This is a genomic window from Legionella pneumophila subsp. fraseri, from assembly GCF_000586315.1.
Taxonomy (GTDB): Bacteria; Pseudomonadota; Gammaproteobacteria; order Legionellales; family Legionellaceae; genus Legionella; species Legionella pneumophila_B.
On sequence record NZ_JFIM01000001.1, the window covers coordinates 217,636 to 241,134 of the forward strand.

The window sequence follows — 23,499 nt, forward strand, 5'->3', positions numbered from 1 at the left end:
TTTATGTGAGTTGATTGTGCATAATATTGAGTTTTATCAAATAGATGCTTTTACGGATAAAGTATTCCATGGTAATCCGGCTGCGGTTTGTATTCTCGATGATTGGTTAAATGATGAGCTATTAAAGGCCATTGCTGCGCAAAATACTTTGGCAGAAACTGCTTTTATTATAAAAGATGACCAAGATTTTCATATTCGGTGGTTTACTCCAAATGGAGAAATTAGTCTATCAGGACATGCAACTTTAGCAGCAGGATTTGCTTTACTTGAGTCAAATAAAGGACGGGGTGATTCTATTATTTTTCATCACTCCAGTGGACAGATTTCAGTAGAAAAAAGAAAAGAGAAATTTATTCTGAACTTTCCAACAATAGCTTATAAAAAATCTCTTTCGCCAGAGCCAATTCTATCACTATTGGATCAACCAGCTATAGAAGTATTTGAGACAGATCTTGATTATCTCGTTTTACTTGAAAACGAATCACAAATTCGAAATTTGCAAATTGACTTGTTTTCTTTAGCTAAACTCCCCAAAAGAGGAATCATTGTAACCTCCACAACACCAGAAGCCGATTTCTATTCTCGTTGCTTTTATCCTAAACACAGCATTGCAGAAGATCCTGTTACCGGTTCGGCACACTGCATATTAGCTCCTTTCTGGGCGGAAAAACTCAAAAAAGCGACTTTATATGCTATCCAGGGATTACATAGAAAAGGAGAGTTATACTGTGAGCTTCAGCGGAATAGGGTATTAATTTCTGGCCATTGTCGATGGTATCTACGTGGGCATTTGGTAATTTAATAAAATCAATTGAGATACATCCATCATTGAAGCATAATATAAACCCGTTTGGGCGCCAATGGAGCATGATAACAATACCTATTCCTCTAAAAGAATAAGGTGAAAGAATCAACCGCTTCAGAGTTTTTGATAATAAAAACATTTGCAGTAATTTCGACTGTACTAGAAATAAAAACTAGACCAACTGATGGAGGAAGAAAATGAGTAGCAAAAGTGGAGGTTTAGCCGGTGTAGTTGCTGGTCAATCAGCAATTGCCACAGTTGGACTGGCAGGCAAGGGATTAAATTACAGAGGCTATTCAATAAATGATCTGGCTGAGTATGCAAGTTTTGAGGAAGTTGCTTATCTGCTTCATTATGGTGAACTCCCCACCCAAAAAAAACTTGATGAATACATAAAAAAATTGGTAAATCTAAGACATATACCTGATGTGCTTAAAACAGTTTTGAAACTTATACCTAAAAGTACTCATCCAATGGATGTACTGAGAACCGCATGTTCTTTTTTGGGTACTATCGAACCTGAAGAAAACTTCAAACAGCAATATGAAATAGCTGATCGTTTGTTAGCTCTTTTCCCAGGAATAATGTGTTATTGGTATGCTTATCATTTCAAAAATAAAGAAATCACTGGCTTAAGTGAAGAAAATACAACAGGCGGACACTTTCTCGCTTTATTACATGAACGCAAGCCCAGTAAAATTGAAACCGATATGATGAACGCCTCATTGATCTTGTATGCTGAGCACGAATTTAATGCTTCTACCTTTGCTGCAAGAGTGACAGCTGCAACACTGGCAGATTTTTATTCGGCGATCACGAGTGCTATAGGAACATTGCGGGGTCCTCTGCATGGTGGTGCTAACGAAGCAGCTATGGAATTAATCGAGCGTTTTAAAACCCCTGACGAAGCAGCAATAGGCATAAAGCGAATGCTTGCCAACAAAGATTTAATCATGGGATTTGGACATAGGGTATATACCACTTGTGACCCTCGTTCAGATATTATTAAGAAGTGGTCGTTTAGATTAGGTGAAGAAAAAGGAAACCTCCTTTTATACCACATTTCAGAACGTATTGAACAAATCATGTGGCAAGAGAAAAAATTATTCCCCAATCTGGATTTTTATAGTGCATCAGCCTATCATTACTGCGATATACCAACACACTTATTTACCCCAATTTTTGTGATGTCACGCATCACAGGGTGGTCTGCGCATGTATTTGAGCAAAGAGCAAATAATAAACTAATAAGACCTACTTCCGAATATATAGGTCCAGATTCCAGGCCATTTCCCGCTATTGAAACACGAGGTTAATATGCACAATTACGTAGAGGATAATGTCAAGCCAGACTATGATCAAGTTATAACAGACATAGCAGATTATGTATTAAATAAAGAAATTGATAGTGCCCAGGCCTACGAGACTGCACGATTATGCTTAATGGATACACTCGGATGTGGCATATTGGCTCTTAACTTTCAGGAATGCACCAAATTAATGGGACCTATAGTACCGGGGGCAATGCTTCCTGGAGGCGCAAGAGTACCTGGCACTAATTACGAACTGGATCCTGTCCAAGCTGCCTTTAACATCGGTACGATGATACGTTGGCTAGACTTTAATGATACATGGCTTGCTGCGGAATGGGGGCACCCCTCCGATAATTTGGGCGCTATTTTGGCTGTCGCTGATTATTTGTGCCGAGAAAATTGTAAGCATGGACGTGCTCCTGTTTTAATGCATGATGTACTTACAGCAATGATTAAAGCGCATGAAATCCAAGGCTGCCTGGCACTGGAAAACAGTTTCAATCGCGTCGGTCTTGATCACGTCATATTAGTTAAAGTAGCGAGCGCTGCGGTTGCTGCTCATTTGTTTGGAGCAGATCGTGATATGATGCTAAGAACTCTCTCACAGGTTTTTGTGGATGGGCAAAGCTTGAGAACTTATCGACATGCTCCCAATGCAGGTTCAAGGAAATCATGGGCAGCAGGAGATGCTACTTCCCGAGCGGTTCGTTTGGCTTTAATTGCCAAAGCGGGAGAAATGGGATATCCAAGTGCCTTGACCGCACAAACATGGGGATTTTATGACGTGTTATTTGGGAAAAAGCATTTCAAGTTTCAACGCCCCTATGGCAGCTATGTGATGGAAAATGTATTATTCAAGCTATCTTATCCTGCTGAATTTCATGCACAAACCGCTGTCGAATGTGCAGTAAAATTACATCCTATAGTAAAAAACAGATTAGAAGATATCTCTCGAATTGAATTAATTACTCACGAGTCGGCAATAAGAATAATAAGTAAACAAGGCGCTTTATATAATCCTGCTGACAGAGATCACTGTTTGCAATATATGGTTGCAGTAGGACTTCTCTTTGGTGATTTAAAAGCTGAACATTATGAAGACGATGTTGCCGCAGATCCAAGAATTGATGCATTACGAGCTAAAATGCATGTAACAGAGAATGAGCAGTTTTCACGCGATTATCATGATCCTGAAAAGCGTTCTATAGCCAATAGCATGAGAATTATCTTTAAAGATGGCTCAGAAAGTGAACTAATAACTATAGAATACCCGATTGGTCATAAACGTCGACGAGAGGAGGGGATTCCTGTTTTAATGTCTAAATTCAAGCGTAATCTGAGTACAAGGTTCTCTACTGAAATGGTTGAAAGAATTATTCATACCATGAGCGACACCAACACATTATCATCTATGAAAGTAAGTGATTTTATGGCTATGTGGATAGCAAATAAAGACTAACTTCTACGATAGACGGGGAGGGGCTTAAGCGAATAGCAAAACCAGCCCTCCTATACTGAGTTGTGGCATTAAAAAATAGCTTTATATTTTCCTTTGTAAACCAGCAATAGCAAGAACCTTTGTTGATATTTCTTCTATGGAATATTTTGTTGAATTGATATAAGGAATATTTTCTCTCTGGTACATGGCTTCCACTTCTGTTACTTCTAATCTGCACTGCTCTACGGAGGCATATTTACTATTTGGCCTACGTTCAGAGCGGATTTGTTGCAAACGATGTGCGTCAATTGTTAATCCAAATAATTTTTGTTTATAAGGTCTTAATACTTCTGGTAAGCGAAAACCCACCAAATCCTCTTCTGTAAAAGGATAATTGGCAGCTAAAATGCCATATTGCAGTGCCATATATAAACAACTGGGAGTTTTACCACAACGAGAAACCCCTATAAGAATAATATCCGCTTTATCATAACCTCGTGTTTTTATTCCATCGTCATGTGAAAGAGCAAAATCAATTGCTTCGATACGATGGGAATAGGACTTCACGTTCGCAACCCCATGAGTTCTACCTACTGTATAAGATGATTTCTCTTCAAGCTCATTTTCCAATGGACCAATAAAAATACTAAACAAATCAAAAACACAGGCATGCGCTTTTTTAATAGCCTGCCTAATTTCAGGATCAACTAAAGTCATAAATACTAAAGGTTTGGTTCCTTGTTCTGAAAAACATTGATTAATTCGCAGTACAACACTCTCTGCTCTGTCTGTTGAATCTATGTAAGGTATTGTTATTTTTTCAAATTGTATATTCTCAAATTGAGTAATCAGACTATTACCTAATGTCTCAGCCGTAATTCCTGTACCATCGGACAGCATAAAAACATAACGTTTCATAAGTGGCCTTCTTTTAATGCATTGATTAATAAACAAATAATATTTAAATTATAAATGGAAATAGCGATTGTACTTATTAATAGCCATCTGCTATCTTAAAAATAATAATATTATACTATTTTAAACAAATCGAATCATGGGAATACTATGCAACATAATATATACGAGAATAGTAAACTACATATTCTAGGAATTATTTGCCTGGTAATTTCCTTAGGTCTATTCTTCTTTAGCCTTTATATTGTACCTTTCTTAATTTGGCAATTGGATTATGATATTCCTGATTTTGTTAGTGACATGATAGCTTATGGAGAGGATGAATACTATTACAGCCCTGCTACTAGCAAAACGCTGGTTTGGCTTATTTTTTTTACACCAAGCTTGATTATGGGCTATCTTTCTTATTATATCTCCAACTATATTGATAAAAATCAGTTAAAACTTCAAGACGAGTCTTTAAAAAGCATGCAAGAAAAATCGCCTTCCAAACCTGCTGGTCTTGGAAAAGATTCCGCTATATTAGGATTCAAAATCGTTCTCTTGATGGTTTTAATTATTGCGATAATTTTTTTACTACAAATATTATTTGACCTAACAGCTTAGGTAAGGGAGTAAGGCATGTTTACCTTTAAACGATGGAAAATAAGAAGAATTACAAAAAAAATAAAGGCAATGCAAGCCAATAGAGTAAGTAACCAGCCAGGGGATGAAATACTGAAGAAGGAAATACTCTATTATTTTGAATTGGCTACAATTTTTAAAAAATTGAAGAACCATAAAAAATTCCCCTACGCAGAAATCATGATGATTGAGTGCTATAGAGCAGCGGCTAATCTCGACGACTCAGCAGCTAATTTTCAACTAGGTCAAATTTTTCTGGACGAAGCAAAATACAGGCAAAAACTGGACGATGAGGGTATATTCAATAGTCAAGCCAACTTAAAAAGAGCGCAGCAGCTTTTTGATGAGGCCCATGCGCATTTACTTGCAGCTGAAAAATTGGGACATGTAGGAGCCAAGAGATTAAGAGGTTTATGTATTATCAATGGCTGGGGGGTTGAAAGCGATAAAAATACTGGATTTGAGCTGGTTGTAGACAGCATTGAACAAGAGGGAAGTTGGGATAAAATACCTCAAATATTCGCATCAATGGGATTAAATAAACCCGAGTTTTTCTCTGCTATTATGCAAAGAAGAAAAGGTGCATCTTAAATTCAGTTCATTATTAGATTACCGATCAAATCAAAAATTCTTTATGAGGTATATATTGTCGTTGTATTGATAGTAAATCCAAACTTCCTTATTTAGGATTGGAATGACAATGAACCAAAGTGATGTTTCTAAAAAAGATAATGAAAACTGTAATCAATTGGATACCGAATTAATAGGAAGTTACCAATCGATAAAGATCGGTTTCTCAAAAGATGAACTTGCCAGTTTTTCGAAAATTGGTAAGCATAAGCGCTATACTGCTGGAAGCATTGTTTATAATGAAGGGGATCTCGCTGACTCATTCTTTATTATAATCGATGGTGTTGCAGAAATATTTAAAAAAACTATCAATGAGTTTGATGAGCATAGTATCCATATTATTGCCACCTTATCAAAAGATGATGTTGTAGGAGAAATGGCTCTCATAGAAAATAATCAGCGTTCGGCGTCGGTTAGGGCTAAAACTGACCTTACTGTTATAGAATACCAGCTAGAAATGGTAAAAGCTAAACCAAAGATAAATTTGATATTAACTAAAAATATGGCTCAGATACTTTCCAGAAGACTTCGTTTTACCAATGAAGTAACTGTTAAAAATATGCAACAAGCACTTAAAGAGTCCTCTGGACGTAACACTCTCGGTGTATTTATTATCGCTCTGCTTTGGATTATTTGTCTTTATACTTTATCCTTACACTTCCTGGTCGTGTTAATACATAAAGTAGCTATCACTACGATACTGTCAGTTTGCCTAATATCAATCTTTGCTGTGGCGACTCTCGTTGCCATGCACTTTACTGGACTACCATATTCCCGATTTGGTATTACCTCCAAAGATTGGCGAAAAACCATTCTGGAAGCTTTCGCCTTTACAATTCCTGTTATGCTTTTCGTATTAATAATCAAGGTTTTTTTCATAATAGGCATCAATAATCTGGATAAAACTCCTATATTTTCAGGAACAAAGATTTTCTTTGTAAATCATGAAATGGACTGGAGATATTACTTTACTACAATGTTTTTGTATGGCCTTTTTGCACCTATCCAAGAGCTAATTGCAAGAAGTGCGCTGCAATCAACTTTTTTCCACTTTTTACCTGGAGAAAAATTATTTCGCAAATGGAATGCAATTTTTCTATCCAATTTATTTTTTGCAACTATGCATACTCACTTAGGATTAACCTTTACTTCATTAACTTTTATAGCCGGACTTTTTTGGGGATGGTTATTTCATAGGCAGAAATCTCTTTTTGGTGTATCTGCTTCACATGTTATTTTAGGTGTGTGGTCTCTATTTATTGTTGGTTTGCGTTAAACGAGTCAATATTTTACATCCAATAACCTATATACCAATTGATAATGGAGTCCCCCAAAAACATAGCTATTAACCCGGAAATGCAAAGAAAAGGACCAAATGGTATTGCAGTATCTCTTGATTTACCATTTATCCTTAAATAAATCAAACCAATGATAGCTCCGGTTATTGAAGACATCAGAAGAATTAATGGTAAATACATCCAGCCAAACCATGCGCCAAATGCTGCAAATAATTTGAAATCACCATGCCCCATGCCTACCTTACCTGTAATCAGATAAAATAGATTAATGAATAACCATAAGGCTAAGTAGGCACCGGCACAACTTAACACAGCAATATCAAGACTAACAAATATACTCCATGTATTTGCAATAAGACCAAGCCATAATAGTCCTAAAGTGAGACTATCAGGGAGTAATTGATGATCAAGATCAATAAAAGTAAGAGGTATCAATATCCAGATGGCTAATAAAACAAATAATAATTGTACTGTAAATCCAAAGTGCCAACTGGCGTATAATGATAACACTGTGGTCAATAACTCAATAAGGGGATAGCGAATTGAAATGGGACTTTTGCATTGGTAACAGCGACCTCTTAACAAGATATAGCTTAATAGGGGAATATTCTGCCACGCTTTAACCATCGCTTTACAATGAGGGCAAAATGAACGTGGTAAAAATAGATTAAGTTTTATTTTTTCTTTTCGCTGTTCAAGATTAAGTAACTCACAGCATTGTTCTCGCCATTCTTCCTGCAAAATAATTGGTAAGCGATAGATGATAACATTAAGTAAACTTCCAACGGCCAAAGAAAAGAGTCCGATGACTAAATACATAAACCAGGTATAATTGATTATTAGCGTATTTATCATTGACTCATTTGCCTATATAGTATCGTTAAATTAAACAGGATTTGTTTAAACAGCAGAGCCCAGTTTGAAGATAGGCAAATACATAGCCACGACCAATCCCCCAACAAGGATGCCTAATATTGACATAATTATAGGCTCCAATAAACTACTCAGAGCATCTACAGCATTATTTACTTCTTCCTCATAAAAATCAGCAACCTTGCTTAACATTTTCTCAAGGGCACCTGATTCCTCACCAATTGCTACCATTTGAATTACCATATTTGGGAATAAATGGGTATTTTCCATAGCAATAAACATTTGCTGCCCTGTGGCAACTTCCTCTCTTATTTTATCAGTTGCCTTGGCATAAATAATATTTCCAGTCGCTCCAGCTACAGATTTCAAAGCTTCAACTAAAGGTAATCCAGCAGCAAAAGTAATAGATAGTGTCCTCGCAAATCGAGCAATAGCAGCTTTCTCTAAAATAGGTCCTATCACAGGAAACTTTAGCATTACTCGGTCAATGGTTTGCGCGAAATCTAAAGAATGATTTTTGGCATAAAAAAAGCTATAGACAACTCCACCCAAAGCACCAAAAATAATATACCAATAGGCCTGCATAAATTCAGACATAGTAATTACAGCTCTGGTCATCGCTGGCAAATCAGCGCCAAATCCTTTGAACAGCGATTCAAATTGAGGAACCACGTAGATTAACAATCCTGCAGTAACCAAAAGCGCGACAACCATAACTGCAATTGGGTAAGTTAAAGCTTTCTTTATTTTCTTTTTTATGATTTCAATTTTTTCTTTATACGTTGCAACCTTGTCAAGCATAATATCTAATGAACCTGATTTTTCACCTGCATCGACAAGATTACAGAATAATTCATTAAAATAGAGTGGATGTTTAATTAACGATTCTGCTAGCGTTAGCCCCGTTTCAATATCGTGCTTAATTGTTTCTATCAAGTCTTTAAGCCTTTTATTACTTTGTCCTTTGGCAACAATATCAAACGCTTGTACTAATGGTATCCCTGACTCTATCATCGTAGCTAATTGGCGGCTAAACACTGTAATATCCGCTTGCGTGATTTTTTTATTTTTTCTATCCAACAAGGGTTTTCTTTTTTTAACTACTTTATTAGTGACTATTCCTTGTTTACGCAAATCAGCTTTAGCTATTGCCAAGCTTCTGGCTTGAATATCACCTTCCATTTTTTGACCAGCTTTATTGATGCCTTGATAATGAAAGGTTAATAAAGGTGGGGCATTTTTATCCATTCACATTAATCAACGGTTACCCGATTGACCTCCTCTATGGTTGTGATCCCTTCCTTGACTTTTTCTATGCCCGATTGAAAGATAGTCAGCATACCTTCAGATTGGGCTAATTTTAAGATATCCAGGGAGTTACCACCTGACATAATCAACTGGCCTAGCTCTTTCGTCATTGGTAAAACCTCAAACAGACCAACCCGCCCGCGATAGCCACTTGTGCATTGATCACAACCTACTGCTTTGTATAATTTAAGATTAACCAGATCAGCTTCCTTGAAGCCTAATTCAATCAAACCTTGATTGGTAAAGTCATCGCGCACTGCCTTACATTGATTACATAATTTTCTTGCCAGCCTTTGTGCAATAATTAATGTAACTGAACTCGCAATGTTAAAAGTAGGTATCCCCATGTTCACTAAACGATTTAATGTTTCAGCAGCACTGTTGGTATGCAGTGTAGAAAGAACCAAATGCCCTGTCTGCGCAGCTTTTACAGCAATTTCAGCTGTTTCAAGATCTCGTATCTCACCAACCATGATAATATCAGGGTCTTGCCTTAGAAACGAGCGCAATGCACCGGAAAAGGTTAGGCCGGCTTTAGGATTAATATTAACCTGATTGATGCCAGGTACCTTGATTTCAACAGGATCCTCTGCAGTCGAAATGTTCACTTCAATTGTATTTAATATATTCAAAGCCGTATATAAGGTAACTGTTTTTCCACTACCTGTTGGGCCTGTCACTAAAATCATTCCCTGTGGGCGCTGGATTGCTTTAATGAAATTGGACCTCTGAACAGGATTAAATCCTAATGCTTCAATACCTAATTTAGCAGCACCAGAATCAAGTACTCGCATCACCACTTTTTCCCCGGCTGAGGTTGGACAGGTGCTCACTCTGAAATCAATCGCTCGTGCTTTGGATATTTTCATTTTAAAGCCGCCATCCTGGGGTATACGCCTCTCTGATATATCCAAATTAGACATTACCTTGATACGCGCTGTAATACGGGATGCCAGGCTTGCCGGTGGGGTAGCTACCTCATGTAAAATACCATCTTGCCTGTACCTGATCCGGTATTCTCGTTCATAAGGCTCAAAATGTATATCAGAAGCGCCTTGCCTTATCGCATCCAATAAAATTTTATTAACGAACTTTACAATCGGTGCATCATCTGTTGCAGATGTTGCTGTATCAACATCTTGATCTTCATCTTCGGTACTTATTTCCAAACCTTCCAGATCACCAGAGTCTTCGACATAGTCCGATAAGCCTTGACTTTCCTTTGCTGTTAATAAGTTATCAATCAAAGAACTCAGTTTATCTGTTTCTACAACTATAGCATGAGTATTCAGTCCGGTATGAAATTGAATTTCCTTTAATGAAGCTTGCTTACTGGGATCATCTGTTGCAAGGTACAAGTTAGTGCCGCGACTAAACAGGGGGACCATGGCATGACGTTTAATCAATTTCTCATTAACCAGACTCGCAGGAATAGAGTCCACCTCAATGCAATTAATATCCATCATTGGTACGCCAAAATTTTGAGCAGCCGTCAGTGCAATTTGTTCAGCAGATAGTATTTTATTTTTTACAAGATATTGCACTAAAGATATCTTTTCTGCTGCGGCCAATTTATGCAACTCAATTGCTTTGGTTTTATCTAGCAACTTTTCCAGTACTAGAAGCTGGCCAATTCCCTGTAGTCTATATTCATCTGTAGCTAGAGCCATTTTATTTATTTAAAGTATATCTTAGTTTTAAATATAGTTAAAAAAATTTATAATTTCACGGTTTTTTGAACACAACCTCATATTTAAGTCATGATGTTAAGTATTTCATTGTTTTATAAATTATCTTAACTAGACCTGTATCTAAATAATATTTCTGATTATTTCGCCACATGAATTTTTGCAAACGCAAACTATAACGCAACTATTGGAAATTAAGAAAAAATTTGAAAATTTAAAATTAAAAATGAATTGTTTGCATGTAAAACTCGTTGTATTGTAGTTAATAAAAGATATTAAATTAAAGGTCACATTTTGTTGATTGAACAGCAAATAAAACATTATCGCACTTTATACGAATGGTTCCAATCACCTTTAGGTGTATTTGTTGCTAAAGAATTTACAGATCAACTAGAACCAGTAAAGAAGTTCTTAAAAGGAGAGACGTTGCTACAACTTGGAGATTGTGGTACAAACCCCTGGTTAAAACTTCTTGATTTTAAACATAAATGGGTAGCATCACCATGCTCATCTGTAAATAAAATCCATCTTGAATGCTCCTTAAACCAGTTGCCATTGAATAGAGATACCTTGGATTGTATTCTAGTACCTTTAACATTAGAGCCATTTGGAAACAATTTTAGTTTAATCGATGAAATTGACCGAATATTGAAACCTATGGGATTTCTCATATTCTTATGCATTAACCCATGGAGTTTATGGGGAAGCGCCATGAAATGGGGATTACTTAACTGTTATGGTAATCGAGCAGTAAAAATGCGCTCAGCTTTCAATCTTAACAGAATTTTTCTTCAAAGGGGCTACAAACAGTGCTCTTTAACTAATTTTTGCTATATACCACCAGTAAATAGCCAATCTTTAATTAAAAAATTAACTTTTTTTGATGAGATTGGAAAAATGATATGGCCTTTTCCCTCTGGATTTTATTGTTATATCACTCAAAAATATGAATACATTAGTCCATCACTTGCAATAGAACCCGTCATAGAATCGGTAAAAAAAGAATATGATTCACCCTTACAACCTGCAACAAATTAGAAAAAATTCATAGCCTATTAATAATCATATATGAAAAGATACTAAATTATTGTCATCGCCAAGTCTAAATGAACAAATTTAGAGCTAACAATAAGTTCTATGCAACTAAACCACTCTAAATATTTGAAGATTAACCCTTACTTTTTGTATACTCTATCCTGCTTTAAGATAAGGTTAGATACATGACAAAAAAATCGCTATTCAAAATCAGTTTTGCTAATCAGGACGAAATTTATGAAATTTATGCTCGTTCAATAAAAGAAAGCGATATGTTTGGTTTTCTGGAAGTTGAAGAGTTGGTTTTTGGAGAGCAAACGGCTCTGGTAGTCGATCCGTCTGAAGAAAAACTTAAAATGGAATTTTGTGATGTTAAGCGCATTTTTATCCCTATACATTCCATATTTCGAATTGATGAAGTTTCAAAACAAGGAACATCCAAAGTCAAAGATAACTTGGGCCATAGCAATAAAGTAAGGCCTTTCCCTGGAGCAGGGAAGGTAAAAGATTAACTTTATTTAACCTGTATAAACAACTTCTAAGGAAATAAATAAATGACTATTCCTGATAAAATTAAAGCTGTATATGAAAAATCAACCTGTTTATACACATCTAATGAAGTTGAAGCAGCACTGGATAGAATGGCAATAAAAATTCATGAAAAATTACAGGATAAAAATCCTGTAATTATTTGCGTGATGGTCGGAGGCCTCGTTCCATTAGGCAATCTATTGCATCGTTTGGATTTTCCTTTAGAAGTAGATTATGTTCATGCTACACGTTATCGAGGTGATTTAACAGGAGGAGATATTCATTGGAAAGTGAAACCATCAAGTAATCTTGCAGGACGCACTGTGTTGGTCGTAGATGATATTCTTGATGGTGGTATAACTCTGGCTGCCATAATTAATGAAATCAAAGGAATGGGGGCTGCAGAAGTTTATAGTGCCGTATTAGTTGATAAATATCGCAAACGTGTTCCCAATGGTCTGCAAAAAGCGGATTTTGTGGGCTTACAGGTAGAAGATCATTATATTTTTGGTTATGGTATGGACTATCACGAATATTTACGTAATGCCCCAGGGATTTTTATCGTTCATCCGGATCATGAGGCAAGTAAATAAACTATTGCAAAAGGAGCGTACATTTTTCAGGCGGCATGGGATGAGAAAAATAGTATCCTTGTCCATAATGACAACCTAACTTTTGTAAAAAGACAAGTTCGTGTTTGTTTTGAATTCCCTCTGCAATCAAACTCAAGTTAAATGTTTTTGCCATCGCAATTATGGCTTTTATTAGAGTTTGATTGGATTGATTATTTTTTAGATCTTTCACAAAGATCTGATCAATTTTTAAAGTATCAATTGGTAAGTCTTTTAAGTAACTTAAGCAAGAATAGCCAGTACCAAAGTCATCAATTGAGATTTGGATACCCAATTCCTTTAATTCATTTAAAGTATCGATAATATCAGCCGACTTGTCTATTAATATATTTTCAGTTAATTCTAATTCAATAGATTCTGATTTCACTTGAAATTCGGATAATAGTTCATTGATTCTCTTGGGAATATGTTGAAACTTAAACTGCCTTGGTGAAAGGTTGACTGAAATTTTTAAATTTTTAAATCCTTTTAGTTGCCATGCCTGTATCTGTTTGCATACTGTGACGAACACCCAATCACCAATTTCACCAATGGCCCCAATTTCTTCTGCAAGAGAAATGAATTTGTCAGGAAGAATTAATCCTTTTCGGGGATGATTCCAGCGAATTAGTGCTTCAAAACCAATGACACTCATAGAACTTAATTTTAGAATAGGTTGGTAATACAAAACAAACTCGTTTTTTTCCACCGCATTTCTTAACTCACTTTCCAATACAATGTGTTCTAAAGTATAGGTATGCATTTCTTGAGTATAAAATTGAAAACTATTATGACCTTCAGTTTTTGTTCGAGACAAGGCAATATCAGCCTTGGATAATAGTGTATCAACTGTATTGCCATCTTTAGGGTAAAACGAAATCCCCACACTGCAACTCATTTTAATACAATGGCCGTTCATTTTAACAGCTTCATTAAAGGCACTTAATAATCTCATGACTCCAGTAACAGCCTCTTTGCTATTGTTAATACTGGCAATGACAATAAACTGATCACCACTTAGTCGTCCAATCACATGGTTAATCGGCACACAATCAATTAGCCGCTTGGAAATAGCTTTTATTATTTCATCTCCCTTGCTGTGGCCAAATACGTCATTAATTTGGGTGAATCGATCTAAATCCAATAAATAAACTCCGACTATTTTTTTACTGATAACTGCTGCTTTCATTGCATATTCCAGTATATTGATAGTCAATACTTTATTAGGTAAATTGGTGAGCATATCATGTGTAGATTGGTGAGATAGCTCCATTTCAAGCCTTTTGGTAGCAGTAATGTCTCTAAAACTCCAAACACGCCCAATGATTTCATCATCCAGCTTTAATGGTTGGGTATAGCAATCGTAGTATATTTCACCTTTAAGTTTTAACTCGAATGCGTGTTGATAATCTGGACTTTTCAAGATCTTATTGATTCTTTGAATTGTTTCCCTTCGATTGATTAATTGTTTATTAATTATCAATTTTATATCATGATAATTTATCGTTTTCAGAGGTCTCTCTTCTTGATACCACATATTTAAAAAGCGTTTATTGTAATTCATCACATTGCCTGTTCTATCCACTACCAAAATACCGTCTGCTGTAGATTCCAGAGTAGCCTTGATTTCTGACAATGCATATTTGGCAGTTACAGCTGATATTTTTGCCAATTGCCATAATCTAATGATTAATCCAAACAGGATGGAAAAAAAAACTCCTAAAGCAAGTGCGCTGAGTGATAAATTGGTGCTTAAATTTAGTTCTTTTTCCTTTTTAAAAATTTCAAATGATAACAAGGCAAAAGTAAACATAATGCAAAATGCACTTAAGTAAGGCATTGCAATACCGGATTTTAATTGATAAAGGGTATTATTGTGCCAATATAAACCCATCACTGCTAAAGAAAGCAACAAAAAACCAATTCCTGTGTTGATTGACATGGGTGTTTTGTCACCCCATTTGTAAGCCTGTTGAATTTCTGAAAAATAACCACTTATGAACAACAAAGCCAAACAAAATACTAATAAACCAAGTGCACCTGCCAGAGAATTATTAAAGGATTGATAACATCTTATATTCATCAAAATAAGTGCTGTAGTGATTAATAAAAAGCAAAATGCTGTATTCGCGGCCATTCTGCCAGGATAAGCATTTTCAATAGATTGATAGTGATGAAAGAATACTTCGTCGATCCCAAGGTTAATGCTAAAAATATGCTGTGCAAGCGCTAACCCAGATAAAATAAAAACAATAGTATTTAAAGTAATGGCTGACTTGTAATAGCAATTTAGGAATAAAAAAATAGAAAAGGATAAAATAATAAAGCATAAAGATGTATTGTAAACGATTGCTACCTTATTTGGTTGGTATTGAATTAAAAACTCAATATTAAAATGCCAACCAATTAAAACAGACAGCCCAAAGATAAATGTCAGAGTGGTGAAAGCTACAGTTAGATAATATGCATTGTAGTAAGAATTGGATGATTTATGGAGTACCATCGATTGCATAATATTATATCCTTTGTACGGATAACCTGACAGAAAATAATATTAATATTATGATAGACCAATTAACTAATTATCGCATAATATGACAAGCTAATGACTTCTAATAATCAACGTTCTCTCAGTGCGGATTGCTTAGCTTTAATTATAGGCTTCAAGAGGTATTGGAGAACAGATTTTTGACCAGTAAGTATATCTACAGTAGCTTGCATGCCAGGAATAATAGGCAATGGATTTTTCTCAGTACCTAGATAATTTTTTTCTGTACGCACTTTAACTATATAATAACTTTCCTCTTTTTTATCTGTTTGCTCATCGATAATAGTATCGGCGCTAATATGCTCTACAATACCCTCCAATCCACCATAAATAGAAAAATCATATGCTGTAATTTTAACCATAGCTTTTTGACCTGGATGGATGAAACCAATGTCAGAAGGGCGTATCTTTGCTTCAATTAATAAAGTATCATCAAGCGGTACAATTTCAAGCAAATCATTACCAGGCTGAACTACACCGCCAATTGTTTTCGTTTTAATTTGTTTTACAATACCATAAACTGGAGAACGAACTGTGGTTCGAGTTAAACGATCTTTGTCTGCCTTATTGGCTTCAATCAGCGCAAATAACTCTGTTCTGGCTTTATTCAATCTATCCAATTCTTCTGATTTGAATTTCTCAATGCTCCCTTTAATTTCACTTACTGTTCTTTCCAGACGAATGACTTCCACCTCTGAAACAGAGCCTCCTTTTAATAGTGGGCGAGTTAAATTCAATTCTTTTTGCGCCAACTCCAGAGACTTTTCCAATTGATTCAACTCTCTCATACGTGATTCATATAGAGACAATTGATCCTGCACAAGATGAGGATAGGTTTTGGTAAGTTTTTCTGGAAACACAGGTTTTGTATTACTGATTTCAGCATTAAGCCGTATAATTTCTATTTCCAGCGCATCAATTTTTTTCTCTGCTTCGGCATAGCTTGACATAAATCGAGTATTATCAATTTGCATTAAAATTTGATCTTTTTTAACTATTTGTCCCTCTTTGACAAAAATATTCTGAATGATCCCACCTTCAAGATTCTGTATGACCTGCACCTCACTGGAGGGAATGACTTTTCCTTGTCCTGTAGTTACTTCATCAAGAATGGCATAATTAGCCCAGACAATCGCTGCAATAAAAAAAAGCAAAGAAGCCCATAAAATAATATGGGTGAATATTTTTGAACTGTGAGTTTTTTTCATAGACTATTTCCTCACCGTTACTCCAGTCCTAAGGGCGCTTAGAACAGCTTCTTTATTACCATCAGCAATAATTTTGCCATTTTCCAAAACGATAATGCGATTGACCAGCTCCAGCATGGAAATCTTATGAGTTATTAAAATCAAAGTACGATTATCTGATAAATATTCATTAAGATTTTTTTTGATTTGTTTTTCGTTATTATCATCCATTGCCGAAGTCGGCTCATCCAATAATAAAATATTAGGGCTCATAATCAACGCACGGGCAAGTGCCACAGCTTGTCTTTGCCCTCCAGATAATTCCGCTCCTTTTTCTCCAACTTGTCTGTCAAAGCCTTTAGGATGATTATTGGTAAAACTTGTTACTCCAGCTATTTCAGCTGCCTTTAAAAGCGCGGAATCATTTACAAAGGGAGCCCCCACGCAAATATTATCTCTTATGCTTCCATAAAATAAAACAATATCCTGAGGAATATAACCTATTTGCTGACGTAAATCGTCAGGATTAATTTGTTTATAATCGGTGCCATCCAGTAGAATAGTTCCTTCGGTAGGAACATACAGCTTTAATATTAACTTTCCCAAAGTCGATTTACCTGAACCAACTCGCCCTATAATGGCTACACGTTCACCTGTATTAATTTTAAAATTAAGATTTTGCAGTACCTTAGTCTCATCTTCCTTGTAATGAAAAGATACCTGTTTAAATTCAACTGCACCTTTCAGAGAAGGCCTATGGAGATAACGAGTTTCTTCTGTGGTATCTGTCTCAAGTTGCATAATCTTGTTTAACGAATCCAGGGCATTAACTGATTGGAAGTAACGAGTAAATAGGGTGGATACCTGCGCCATGGGCGCCAGTGCTCGTCCCGTCAAGATGGTACAGGCAATCAGTCCCCCTGTGGTTAACTCACCTTCAGAAATCATATAAACACCTGCAATGATAATAGCGATAGTTGCAATTTGTTGGGCCAGATTGGTGATACTAATACTTGTATTAGCTACAAAACGCAATTGCATAGAGTTTTTAGAAGCTTCATTTATTATTTTTTCCCATCGCGATTGCAGTACTGATTCTGCTCCAGTTGTCTTTACAGTTTCTATAGTAGCCAAAGACTCAAACAAAGTAGCTTGTTTTTCAGCACCATATTGATAGGATTTTCTCGTAAGTCGAATTAAAGGCCATTGCAGCAATAAACCTATTATAAAAATGGTAGGGAGCACTAAAAAAGGTATCCAAAACAACACGCCACCAATTAAATAAATAACAAAAAGAAAAATAAATACAAAAGGAAGATCAACAAGAACTGTCATAGTAGTCGAAGTAATAAAATCCCTGAATACCTCAAATGACTGCACAGTATTTGCTAAAGAACCAACAGATTTCGGCCTGTTAGCCATACTTAATCCAAGAACTTGCTGAAATATTAAAGCAGACAATTCTTTATCACTGTGTTTATTGGCCACATCAATAAAATAGGAACGTAAACTCTTGAGCAACATATCAAAAAGAAATACTAATGCTACGCCACTGGCAAGTACCCACATGGTATCAATAGCATGGTTGGGAACCACGCGGTCATACACATTCATGCTAAATAAGGGAACAACCAGTGCAAACACATTCACGAGTAAGGAGGCAACAAGCACTTCGGAATACAATGGCCAAGATTTAATAACAACTTTCCAAAACCAGTTTTTTTGTTCTTTGGAAAGAGTTTCATGTGCTCTGGTACTAGGTTTGTATTGTTGTTCAACAAAGATGACTTGCCCGCTTAACTCATCAGCAATTTGATTTAAATCAATCCGGGAATCAGGTTGCTTGGGATCAAGGATCACTCTTTTACCATCATCCTCCAGTATTAGAAGCACAGCTTCGCCATTTCTTTTAATTAATACTAATGGGATATCCGCATCACTAATTTGTTCTAATTTTAAAGTTTTCACTTCAGAATCTAAAGAAGCTCTGGCAGCAGCACGTGAAAACATATCCACACTCAATTTACTATTGACCAATGGCAAGCGAGCTATAAGCGATGGAGGCGAAAAAGGATTTTGGTAATATCGGGTTAATAATACCAAGCAGGCTAGCAGTGAGTCATTTTTTGCTATGTCGCCCAAATCAATATGAGACCATGATTGTCTTCTGGGAGTATTCATATGATTTTTATGATTATTCTTTTATTAATTATTTTATTTAAGTATATACTCAAATAAAATAAAAAGATTAATCTTTATATTAAGCAGTAAATTTGGTTTTTTTAAAGGGTTTAAGTGACTCTGAAATTTGTTTATAAAGTTCGGGTAACCATCTGGGTTGGGCAAATGTAGAGGTTGATGGCTTTTGATATCGTAAATCATTAGGGGCAATAATAACCTGTATGTTTTTAAGACCAACTCTTCTGGCTAAAATAAATAATTGATCAATAGCAAGATCACCGACAGCCAAACAACCAACAGATAAATTTTTTCCATGAATAAAAATATTATTACCTAACTCTTTTCTGCCATCCATGTAACCTTTTTGTCGGTCAAAACTATTCGGATAGTTAATCATCATGGATAAGTGCATACTACTAAAAGGATTAAAATTTACTAATTTATAGATCCCTTCAGGAATTTGCTTGTCATTTTCACGTAATTTAGGTCCTAAACGTCCGCTAAAACCAGTTAATGGGTAATCGTGAATATGGGTCCATTCTTGATCTGGATTTTTTGCCCATAACTCAACTTTACGTTCTGACTTGAAGGCAAGCAAGGCAATTTCTTTAGGCGGATAGCTAACTCCAGCTTTGGAAAAATAAGAAATTAATTGCGGTTCTACTCTGAGTCCATAACGTTTTATTGCTTTGTCAATCGCTTTATCCCAGTTAAGCTTGGGTGCCATTGCAAATAAATTACAGCAGTAAAGAATAAACAATATCGGAAAAAATCGTTTCATAGACGCACTATACTGGTAAGTTACACACATACTATCAAATAATAAATATCAGAACAATTTGTTAAAATATAGAAAATCGCTAGTTTAACTCCTTTTTTGTTGCAATAAGAGCATTTGTTTTTTGCTTGGTATTGATAACTGTGATGCAATAAAATCCGGGCTTATGGACAATCGACCAATTGAGGGGATTAAACCGTAATGATTCGGGCAAAGATAATTTACTGTGCCATCCAACGCCACCTTATAAAATATATATCTGTAATTGCAATAATCTGGTTTCTCTAAAAGGGCTACCTGCATCACAGGAGTGCCTGTCAACCTGTTTTCGATAAAATAGGCATTAATCCAAAGATTAATTACAACCAATAAAGATCCAATGACTATAAACGATTGAAACAAACTGCTAACAATTTTAAATGCTACATTATCATTACTTAGGTGCCATAAAACGTAAATTAAGGATAAACATAAAACTAACAAATTGATGGTATATATTGCTGCGTTAAGATAATTAAAATAGGTACCTAAAATCTCTCCACCGGAAGTCTGATAATGAATGACTAATGAAATAAGGCTTATCCATAGTGAAGAAATAATATAATAAATTGCGTTTCGTTTGATTCCAATAATTAAAAGAGTTAGGGCAATTAATGGAAAGAGACAGTGAATAACTTTAGCCAAGATATGCATTGATTCCATCCCTTATTATTATAAATTATAAGAATATATATAGTTATATCAGTAATTTACATGGGTTACTAGCCAAACCTGATATAAATAAATCAGAGTATGTTTCCTGCTACCAACTGTTTTCTATTATTTGGTTTTTATCAAAAGAATAAACGGGGCAGTAGGAAAAACCGATGTTTTTATTAAATTATCAGACAACACAATCCGTCTAAGGGTAAAGTCATCAAGGGCAGGGATTACATAAGACAATGGATTTAATACTGGTGATAAATCATGTTTGGATTTTTTTTGCTTTAAGTTAAAGATATTTTGATGAATAGAGCCTATCCACACAATTCTTTTAGGATCGGACAGATAATAATTTGATTGCCAAATAGTCAAATCAAGAATCAATCTGGATTTTTTATCTTGATATGTCATAATCAAGCCCGGCTTTTTGTTTTCAAATAACTGGGTGAGTAAAGGCAATTTAACATTTGATGGTGTATTATTCATTCGCATCAGTAATCTGGTAAAAAAAGTTTTATCACTCTGCGGCTCCCATCCAAATTGTTCAAGCTTATTTTGCAATGTATCCAGATCACCTACGTATTGAATGTTTAAGAGGCTTATTCGTTTTCCAATTCTACTTAGTCTATACAAAGGTAAAAGAGGCCTTTTCTGATCCCACCATTGTTTTTCTGTAAGAGTAAACTCTTTGTGATAGGGCATATGGTCATGAACCAGCTCTTTAAAATTCACAGCCGTTGAAATTGCTGTGGTCAATACAATAACCATAAACAGCGACATGAGCATCATTAATGGATGCTCATTCTTTATAATAGAAGTACGAAACCTTCTATATACTAAACAATGAATCAAACAAATTTCAGCTCCCAACAAATAAGCAGCTAAAACATCAGAAAACCAAAAATCACCTAAATAGATGTTAGCAAACCCGCTTAACCCGAGCACAATTAATATAATCGTTTTAAAACTGCTGGTTATTAAGGAGTACTTGCTATTTATATAAAACAAAATAAAACCATAAAGCGCTGTAGCAATGGAAATACTAATTGATGGAAAAGAAGAGCCAGGTAAAGTAACCAATAATCCTTGGGGCCTAGGGCTATCAATCATTTTAGTTAAAAATAAAGCAATAAAACAGCTAAATAGGGTTATGCTGCTTAGATAAACTGTAGCTCGATAATTTTTATGATAAATAAACCATACGCAAGAAACGATGAATAACCCAATTAATGTTGATTTGCTTGTTAACTGAGCACATACAATAAAAAATGCTTCCAGTAAGGAACTGTGGACGCTTTGCATAAAAAAATGCACAGGCACATTAATATAGTCTAACAGTTGACCTTCAATGGTAAAAATAGCCAAAGTTAAAAAGAGAAAAAAAATCACAAGGGTAATCAGTATTAAACCAACTGTATTGTAATGATTTTCCTCCTGAGCAGGAGTGATAGCATAATATACTTTAGATAATCTGGGGCTCGTCTTAATTCCTAACCAAAAACGGTGTAAGTTACTTCTCAAAAATGAGTTTAACTTAATAAATAACCATTTGAGAACAAGGCTAGTCAGCCAAATAACAGCAAGAATCACCAAGATCAAGATAAAAAATCTTGTAGCTCCTTCTGCTGATAATTCATGTCCTGCTGCACCGATCAAAACTCCTGGCATAACATATAAAATAGACCAACCGATAGCAGAAACTACATTTGCAATCAGGAATCTCCATTGTTTCATATGCATTATTCCAGCGATTACCGGAATGATTGAACGTAATGGGCCAACAAACCGACCTATTAATACACTTTTACCGCCATGGCTTGCAAAAAACTCTTTACCATACTTCAATAAGCCTGGATATTTTCTAAAGGGCCAAATTTCGATTAAACGATCGCTATAAAAGTATCCCAAAAAATAACTAAGGCTATCTCCACAAACAGCCCCCAGCGTTGCAGCAAGTAATGTCAAATCAATACGCATGATTCCAGAACCTGCTAATATCCCTATTGCAGTCATGGTGACCGAGCCAGGTATAATACTTCCAATCACAGCTAAAGATTCGCTTAAAGCGATTAAGAAAGTGATAAACAGAGACCAATGTGGGTTTGCCTGTAGCCAGTAAGTCATTGGTTGCACATAATCTGCTAACAAATTCATAATATCCTATTATTTATTTAAATTGATTCAAAAAATACTGTACAAAATGTTGGCTTACTTCCTCTAACTGAATATTAGGATGGAAATGGCTCATCTGTGTCATTTCCATTTTAGCAAAACCACACGGGTTTATACCTGAGAATGGGCTCAAATCCATATTCACATTTAATGCTATACCATGATAGGTACACCCATTTTTCACCCTAAGCCCTATCGATGCAATTTTTTTTTCACCGATGTAAACCCCTGGTGCTCCACTACGAGTGCTTGCTGCAATTTTATAATGATCCAAAACTGAAATTAAGATTTCTTCCAGCTTTGTTACTAAAGTTCTTATACCCAGATTCCTGCGACGAATATCCATTAAAAGATAGGCAACTAATTGGCCGGGGCCATGATATGTAACTTGTCCTCCACGATCTGATTGCACAATTTTTATAGAGTTGGCATTAAGAACATGCTCTGGTTTCCCTGCCTGTCCCTGAGTGTATACAGGATAATGCTCTAATAACCAAAGCTCATCGCAGGAATGGCTATCACGAGCTTCAGTGAACTCCTTCATCTTCTCCCATACTTCAGTATAATCTTTTATGCCTAAATTATGAATTATCATTATAAAACCATTTTCACATCCGGATGTTGACTTAAATCCTGATATAATCCATCCAGTGATATTTGACTTTCTGCGTATACTGTCACAGTAATAGCCAGGTACTTGTTTTTCTCACTCATTTTATGAGTTAAATGTTCATTTTCAAAAGTAGGGAAGTGATTAATAACAATTTGTTTGATTTCGTTGAGTAATAACTCTGAGTTAATACCGATAATTTTTATAGGAAAATAGCAGGGGAATTCTATTAATGTCGTTTTTGTCATAATT

The 23,499-nt window shown here is 35.5% G+C and carries 21 protein-coding genes; 9 read left to right on the forward strand and 12 right to left on the reverse strand.

What is annotated here, in order from left to right:
- Positions 1 to 16 precede the first annotated feature (16 nt).
- The 3 genes from CC34_RS0100970 (at position 17) to CC34_RS0100980 (ending at position 3,577) form a co-directional block, all read left to right on the forward strand.
- Positions 17 to 802, forward strand: coding sequence for a PhzF family phenazine biosynthesis protein (locus CC34_RS0100970; RefSeq protein ID WP_027227030.1), 786 nt, complete (start codon positions 17 to 19; stop codon positions 800 to 802).
- Between the two features lie 200 nt (positions 803 to 1,002).
- Complete coding sequence (gene prpC / locus CC34_RS0100975; RefSeq protein WP_027227029.1) at positions 1,003 to 2,121, forward strand: bifunctional 2-methylcitrate synthase/citrate synthase; 1,119 nt, start codon at positions 1,003 to 1,005, stop codon at positions 2,119 to 2,121.
- Position 2,122: 1 nt separating this feature from the next.
- The gene (locus tag CC34_RS0100980) at positions 2,123 to 3,577 is read left to right on the forward strand and encodes a bifunctional 2-methylcitrate dehydratase/aconitate hydratase (protein WP_028379060.1); all 1,455 of its coding nucleotides are present in this window, start codon (positions 2,123 to 2,125) and stop codon (positions 3,575 to 3,577) included.
- An 81-nt stretch (positions 3,578 to 3,658) separates the two neighbouring features.
- Here CC34_RS0100980 and ppsR read toward each other — a convergent pair whose 3' ends face one another.
- Positions 3,659 to 4,474: a posphoenolpyruvate synthetase regulatory kinase/phosphorylase PpsR gene (gene ppsR / locus CC34_RS0100985; RefSeq protein WP_028378911.1), complete on the reverse strand. Its 816-nt coding sequence runs from the start codon at positions 4,472 to 4,474 to the stop codon at positions 3,659 to 3,661.
- Positions 4,475 to 4,621: 147 nt separating this feature from the next.
- On the opposite strand from ppsR, the gene CC34_RS0100990 reads away from it, so the two are divergent.
- From CC34_RS0100990 to CC34_RS0101000, 3 genes are all read left to right on the forward strand, one after another.
- On the forward strand, positions 4,622 to 5,077 hold the full coding sequence (locus CC34_RS0100990) for a hypothetical protein (RefSeq protein ID WP_027227026.1): 456 nt from the start codon (positions 4,622 to 4,624) through the stop codon (positions 5,075 to 5,077).
- A gap of 15 nt (positions 5,078 to 5,092) precedes the next feature.
- Positions 5,093 to 5,686 carry an SEL1-like repeat protein gene (locus CC34_RS0100995; protein WP_027227025.1) on the forward strand — a complete coding sequence of 198 codons (594 nt, stop codon included), beginning with the start codon at positions 5,093 to 5,095 and terminating at the stop codon, positions 5,684 to 5,686.
- Between the two features lie 109 nt (positions 5,687 to 5,795).
- Positions 5,796 to 7,001, forward strand: coding sequence for a cyclic nucleotide-binding domain-containing protein (locus tag CC34_RS0101000; protein ID WP_028379061.1), 1,206 nt, complete (start codon positions 5,796 to 5,798; stop codon positions 6,999 to 7,001).
- A gap of 13 nt (positions 7,002 to 7,014) precedes the next feature.
- On the opposite strand, the gene CC34_RS0101005 is transcribed toward CC34_RS0101000, so the two are convergent.
- From CC34_RS0101005 to pilB, 3 genes are read right to left on the reverse strand one after another with little or no spacing between them, the layout of a single operon-like run.
- Positions 7,015 to 7,878 (reverse strand): prepilin peptidase, encoded by an 864-nt coding sequence (locus tag CC34_RS0101005; protein ID WP_027227023.1) that lies wholly within the window; start codon positions 7,876 to 7,878, stop codon positions 7,015 to 7,017.
- A gap of 45 nt (positions 7,879 to 7,923) precedes the next feature.
- Positions 7,924 to 9,144, reverse strand: a complete 1,221-nt coding sequence (locus CC34_RS0101010; protein WP_027221710.1) for a type II secretion system F family protein — start codon at positions 9,142 to 9,144, stop codon at positions 7,924 to 7,926.
- A 5-nt stretch (positions 9,145 to 9,149) separates the two neighbouring features.
- A complete protein-coding gene (pilB, locus tag CC34_RS0101015) occupies positions 9,150 to 10,874 on the reverse strand; it encodes a type IV-A pilus assembly ATPase PilB (protein ID WP_027227022.1) in 1,725 nt (574 codons plus the stop codon).
- Positions 10,875 to 11,186: 312 nt separating this feature from the next.
- Between pilB and CC34_RS0101020 the strand changes: the two genes are divergently transcribed.
- The 3 genes from CC34_RS0101020 (at position 11,187) to CC34_RS0101030 (ending at position 13,051) form a co-directional block, all read left to right on the forward strand.
- Positions 11,187 to 11,930, forward strand: a complete 744-nt coding sequence (locus CC34_RS0101020; protein ID WP_027227021.1) for a methyltransferase domain-containing protein — start codon at positions 11,187 to 11,189, stop codon at positions 11,928 to 11,930.
- Between the two features lie 182 nt (positions 11,931 to 12,112).
- Positions 12,113 to 12,439 (forward strand): DUF1820 family protein, encoded by a 327-nt coding sequence (locus tag CC34_RS0101025; protein ID WP_028378907.1) that lies wholly within the window; start codon positions 12,113 to 12,115, stop codon positions 12,437 to 12,439.
- Positions 12,440 to 12,481: 42 nt separating this feature from the next.
- Positions 12,482 to 13,051: a hypoxanthine-guanine phosphoribosyltransferase gene (locus tag CC34_RS0101030; protein ID WP_027221706.1), complete on the forward strand. Its 570-nt coding sequence runs from the start codon at positions 12,482 to 12,484 to the stop codon at positions 13,049 to 13,051.
- A 1-nt stretch (position 13,052) separates the two neighbouring features.
- On the opposite strand, the gene CC34_RS0101035 is transcribed toward CC34_RS0101030, so the two are convergent.
- From CC34_RS0101035 to CC34_RS0101070, 8 genes are all read right to left on the reverse strand, one after another.
- Positions 13,053 to 15,581, reverse strand: coding sequence for a putative bifunctional diguanylate cyclase/phosphodiesterase (locus CC34_RS0101035; protein WP_027227019.1), 2,529 nt, complete (start codon positions 15,579 to 15,581; stop codon positions 13,053 to 13,055).
- 107 nt (positions 15,582 to 15,688) lie between these two features.
- Positions 15,689 to 16,825, reverse strand: a complete 1,137-nt coding sequence (locus tag CC34_RS0101040; protein WP_028378906.1) for an HlyD family type I secretion periplasmic adaptor subunit — start codon at positions 16,823 to 16,825, stop codon at positions 15,689 to 15,691.
- 3 nt (positions 16,826 to 16,828) lie between these two features.
- Complete coding sequence (locus tag CC34_RS0101045) at positions 16,829 to 18,985, reverse strand: type I secretion system permease/ATPase (protein WP_027227017.1); 2,157 nt, start codon at positions 18,983 to 18,985, stop codon at positions 16,829 to 16,831.
- 79 nt (positions 18,986 to 19,064) lie between these two features.
- The gene (locus CC34_RS0101050; RefSeq protein ID WP_181049470.1) at positions 19,065 to 19,766 is read right to left on the reverse strand and encodes a L,D-transpeptidase family protein; all 702 of its coding nucleotides are present in this window, start codon (positions 19,764 to 19,766) and stop codon (positions 19,065 to 19,067) included.
- Between the two features lie 84 nt (positions 19,767 to 19,850).
- Positions 19,851 to 20,456 (reverse strand): hypothetical protein, encoded by a 606-nt coding sequence (locus CC34_RS0101055; protein WP_027227015.1) that lies wholly within the window; start codon positions 20,454 to 20,456, stop codon positions 19,851 to 19,853.
- Positions 20,457 to 20,582: 126 nt separating this feature from the next.
- Entirely contained in the window at positions 20,583 to 22,619 is a 2,037-nt protein-coding gene (locus tag CC34_RS0101060) for a VTT domain-containing protein (RefSeq protein ID WP_027227014.1), read from the reverse strand.
- A gap of 13 nt (positions 22,620 to 22,632) precedes the next feature.
- Entirely contained in the window at positions 22,633 to 23,232 is a 600-nt protein-coding gene (gene lipB / locus CC34_RS0101065; protein ID WP_027227013.1) for a lipoyl(octanoyl) transferase LipB, read from the reverse strand.
- Entirely contained in the window at positions 23,232 to 23,495 is a 264-nt protein-coding gene (locus tag CC34_RS0101070) for an HP0495 family protein (RefSeq protein ID WP_027227012.1), read from the reverse strand. Before CC34_RS0101070 ends, lipB begins: the two co-directional genes overlap by 1 nt.
- Between the last annotated feature and the right edge of the window lie 4 nt (positions 23,496 to 23,499).

Coding starts and splice junctions, on each gene's coding strand:
- prpC (WP_027227029.1), top strand. CDS start 1,003: ATGAGTAGCAAAAGTGGAGGTTTAGCCGGTGTAGTTGCTGGTCAATCA.
- CC34_RS0100980 (WP_028379060.1), top strand. CDS start 2,123: ATGCACAATTACGTAGAGGATAATGTCAAGCCAGACTATGATCAAGTT.
- ppsR (WP_028378911.1), bottom strand. CDS start 4,474: ATGAAACGTTATGTTTTTATGCTGTCCGATGGTACAGGAATTACGGCT.
- CC34_RS0100990 (WP_027227026.1), top strand. CDS start 4,622: ATGCAACATAATATATACGAGAATAGTAAACTACATATTCTAGGAATT.
- CC34_RS0100995 (WP_027227025.1), top strand. CDS start 5,093: ATGTTTACCTTTAAACGATGGAAAATAAGAAGAATTACAAAAAAAATA.
- CC34_RS0101000 (WP_028379061.1), top strand. CDS start 5,796: ATGAACCAAAGTGATGTTTCTAAAAAAGATAATGAAAACTGTAATCAA.
- CC34_RS0101005 (WP_027227023.1), bottom strand. CDS start 7,878: ATGATAAATACGCTAATAATCAATTATACCTGGTTTATGTATTTAGTC.
- CC34_RS0101010 (WP_027221710.1), bottom strand. CDS start 9,144: ATGGATAAAAATGCCCCACCTTTATTAACCTTTCATTATCAAGGCATC.
- pilB (WP_027227022.1), bottom strand. CDS start 10,874: ATGGCTCTAGCTACAGATGAATATAGACTACAGGGAATTGGCCAGCTT.
- CC34_RS0101025 (WP_028378907.1), top strand. CDS start 12,113: ATGACAAAAAAATCGCTATTCAAAATCAGTTTTGCTAATCAGGACGAA.
- CC34_RS0101030 (WP_027221706.1), top strand. CDS start 12,482: ATGACTATTCCTGATAAAATTAAAGCTGTATATGAAAAATCAACCTGT.
- CC34_RS0101035 (WP_027227019.1), bottom strand. CDS start 15,581: ATGCAATCGATGGTACTCCATAAATCATCCAATTCTTACTACAATGCA.
- CC34_RS0101040 (WP_028378906.1), bottom strand. CDS start 16,825: ATGAAAAAAACTCACAGTTCAAAAATATTCACCCATATTATTTTATGG.
- CC34_RS0101045 (WP_027227017.1), bottom strand. CDS start 18,985: ATGAATACTCCCAGAAGACAATCATGGTCTCATATTGATTTGGGCGAC.
- CC34_RS0101050 (WP_181049470.1), bottom strand. CDS start 19,766: ATGAAACGATTTTTTCCGATATTGTTTATTCTTTACTGCTGTAATTTA.
- CC34_RS0101055 (WP_027227015.1), bottom strand. CDS start 20,456: ATGCATATCTTGGCTAAAGTTATTCACTGTCTCTTTCCATTAATTGCC.
- CC34_RS0101060 (WP_027227014.1), bottom strand. CDS start 22,619: ATGAATTTGTTAGCAGATTATGTGCAACCAATGACTTACTGGCTACAG.
- lipB (WP_027227013.1), bottom strand. CDS start 23,232: ATGATAATTCATAATTTAGGCATAAAAGATTATACTGAAGTATGGGAG.
- CC34_RS0101070 (WP_027227012.1), bottom strand. CDS start 23,495: ATGACAAAAACGACATTAATAGAATTCCCCTGCTATTTTCCTATAAAA.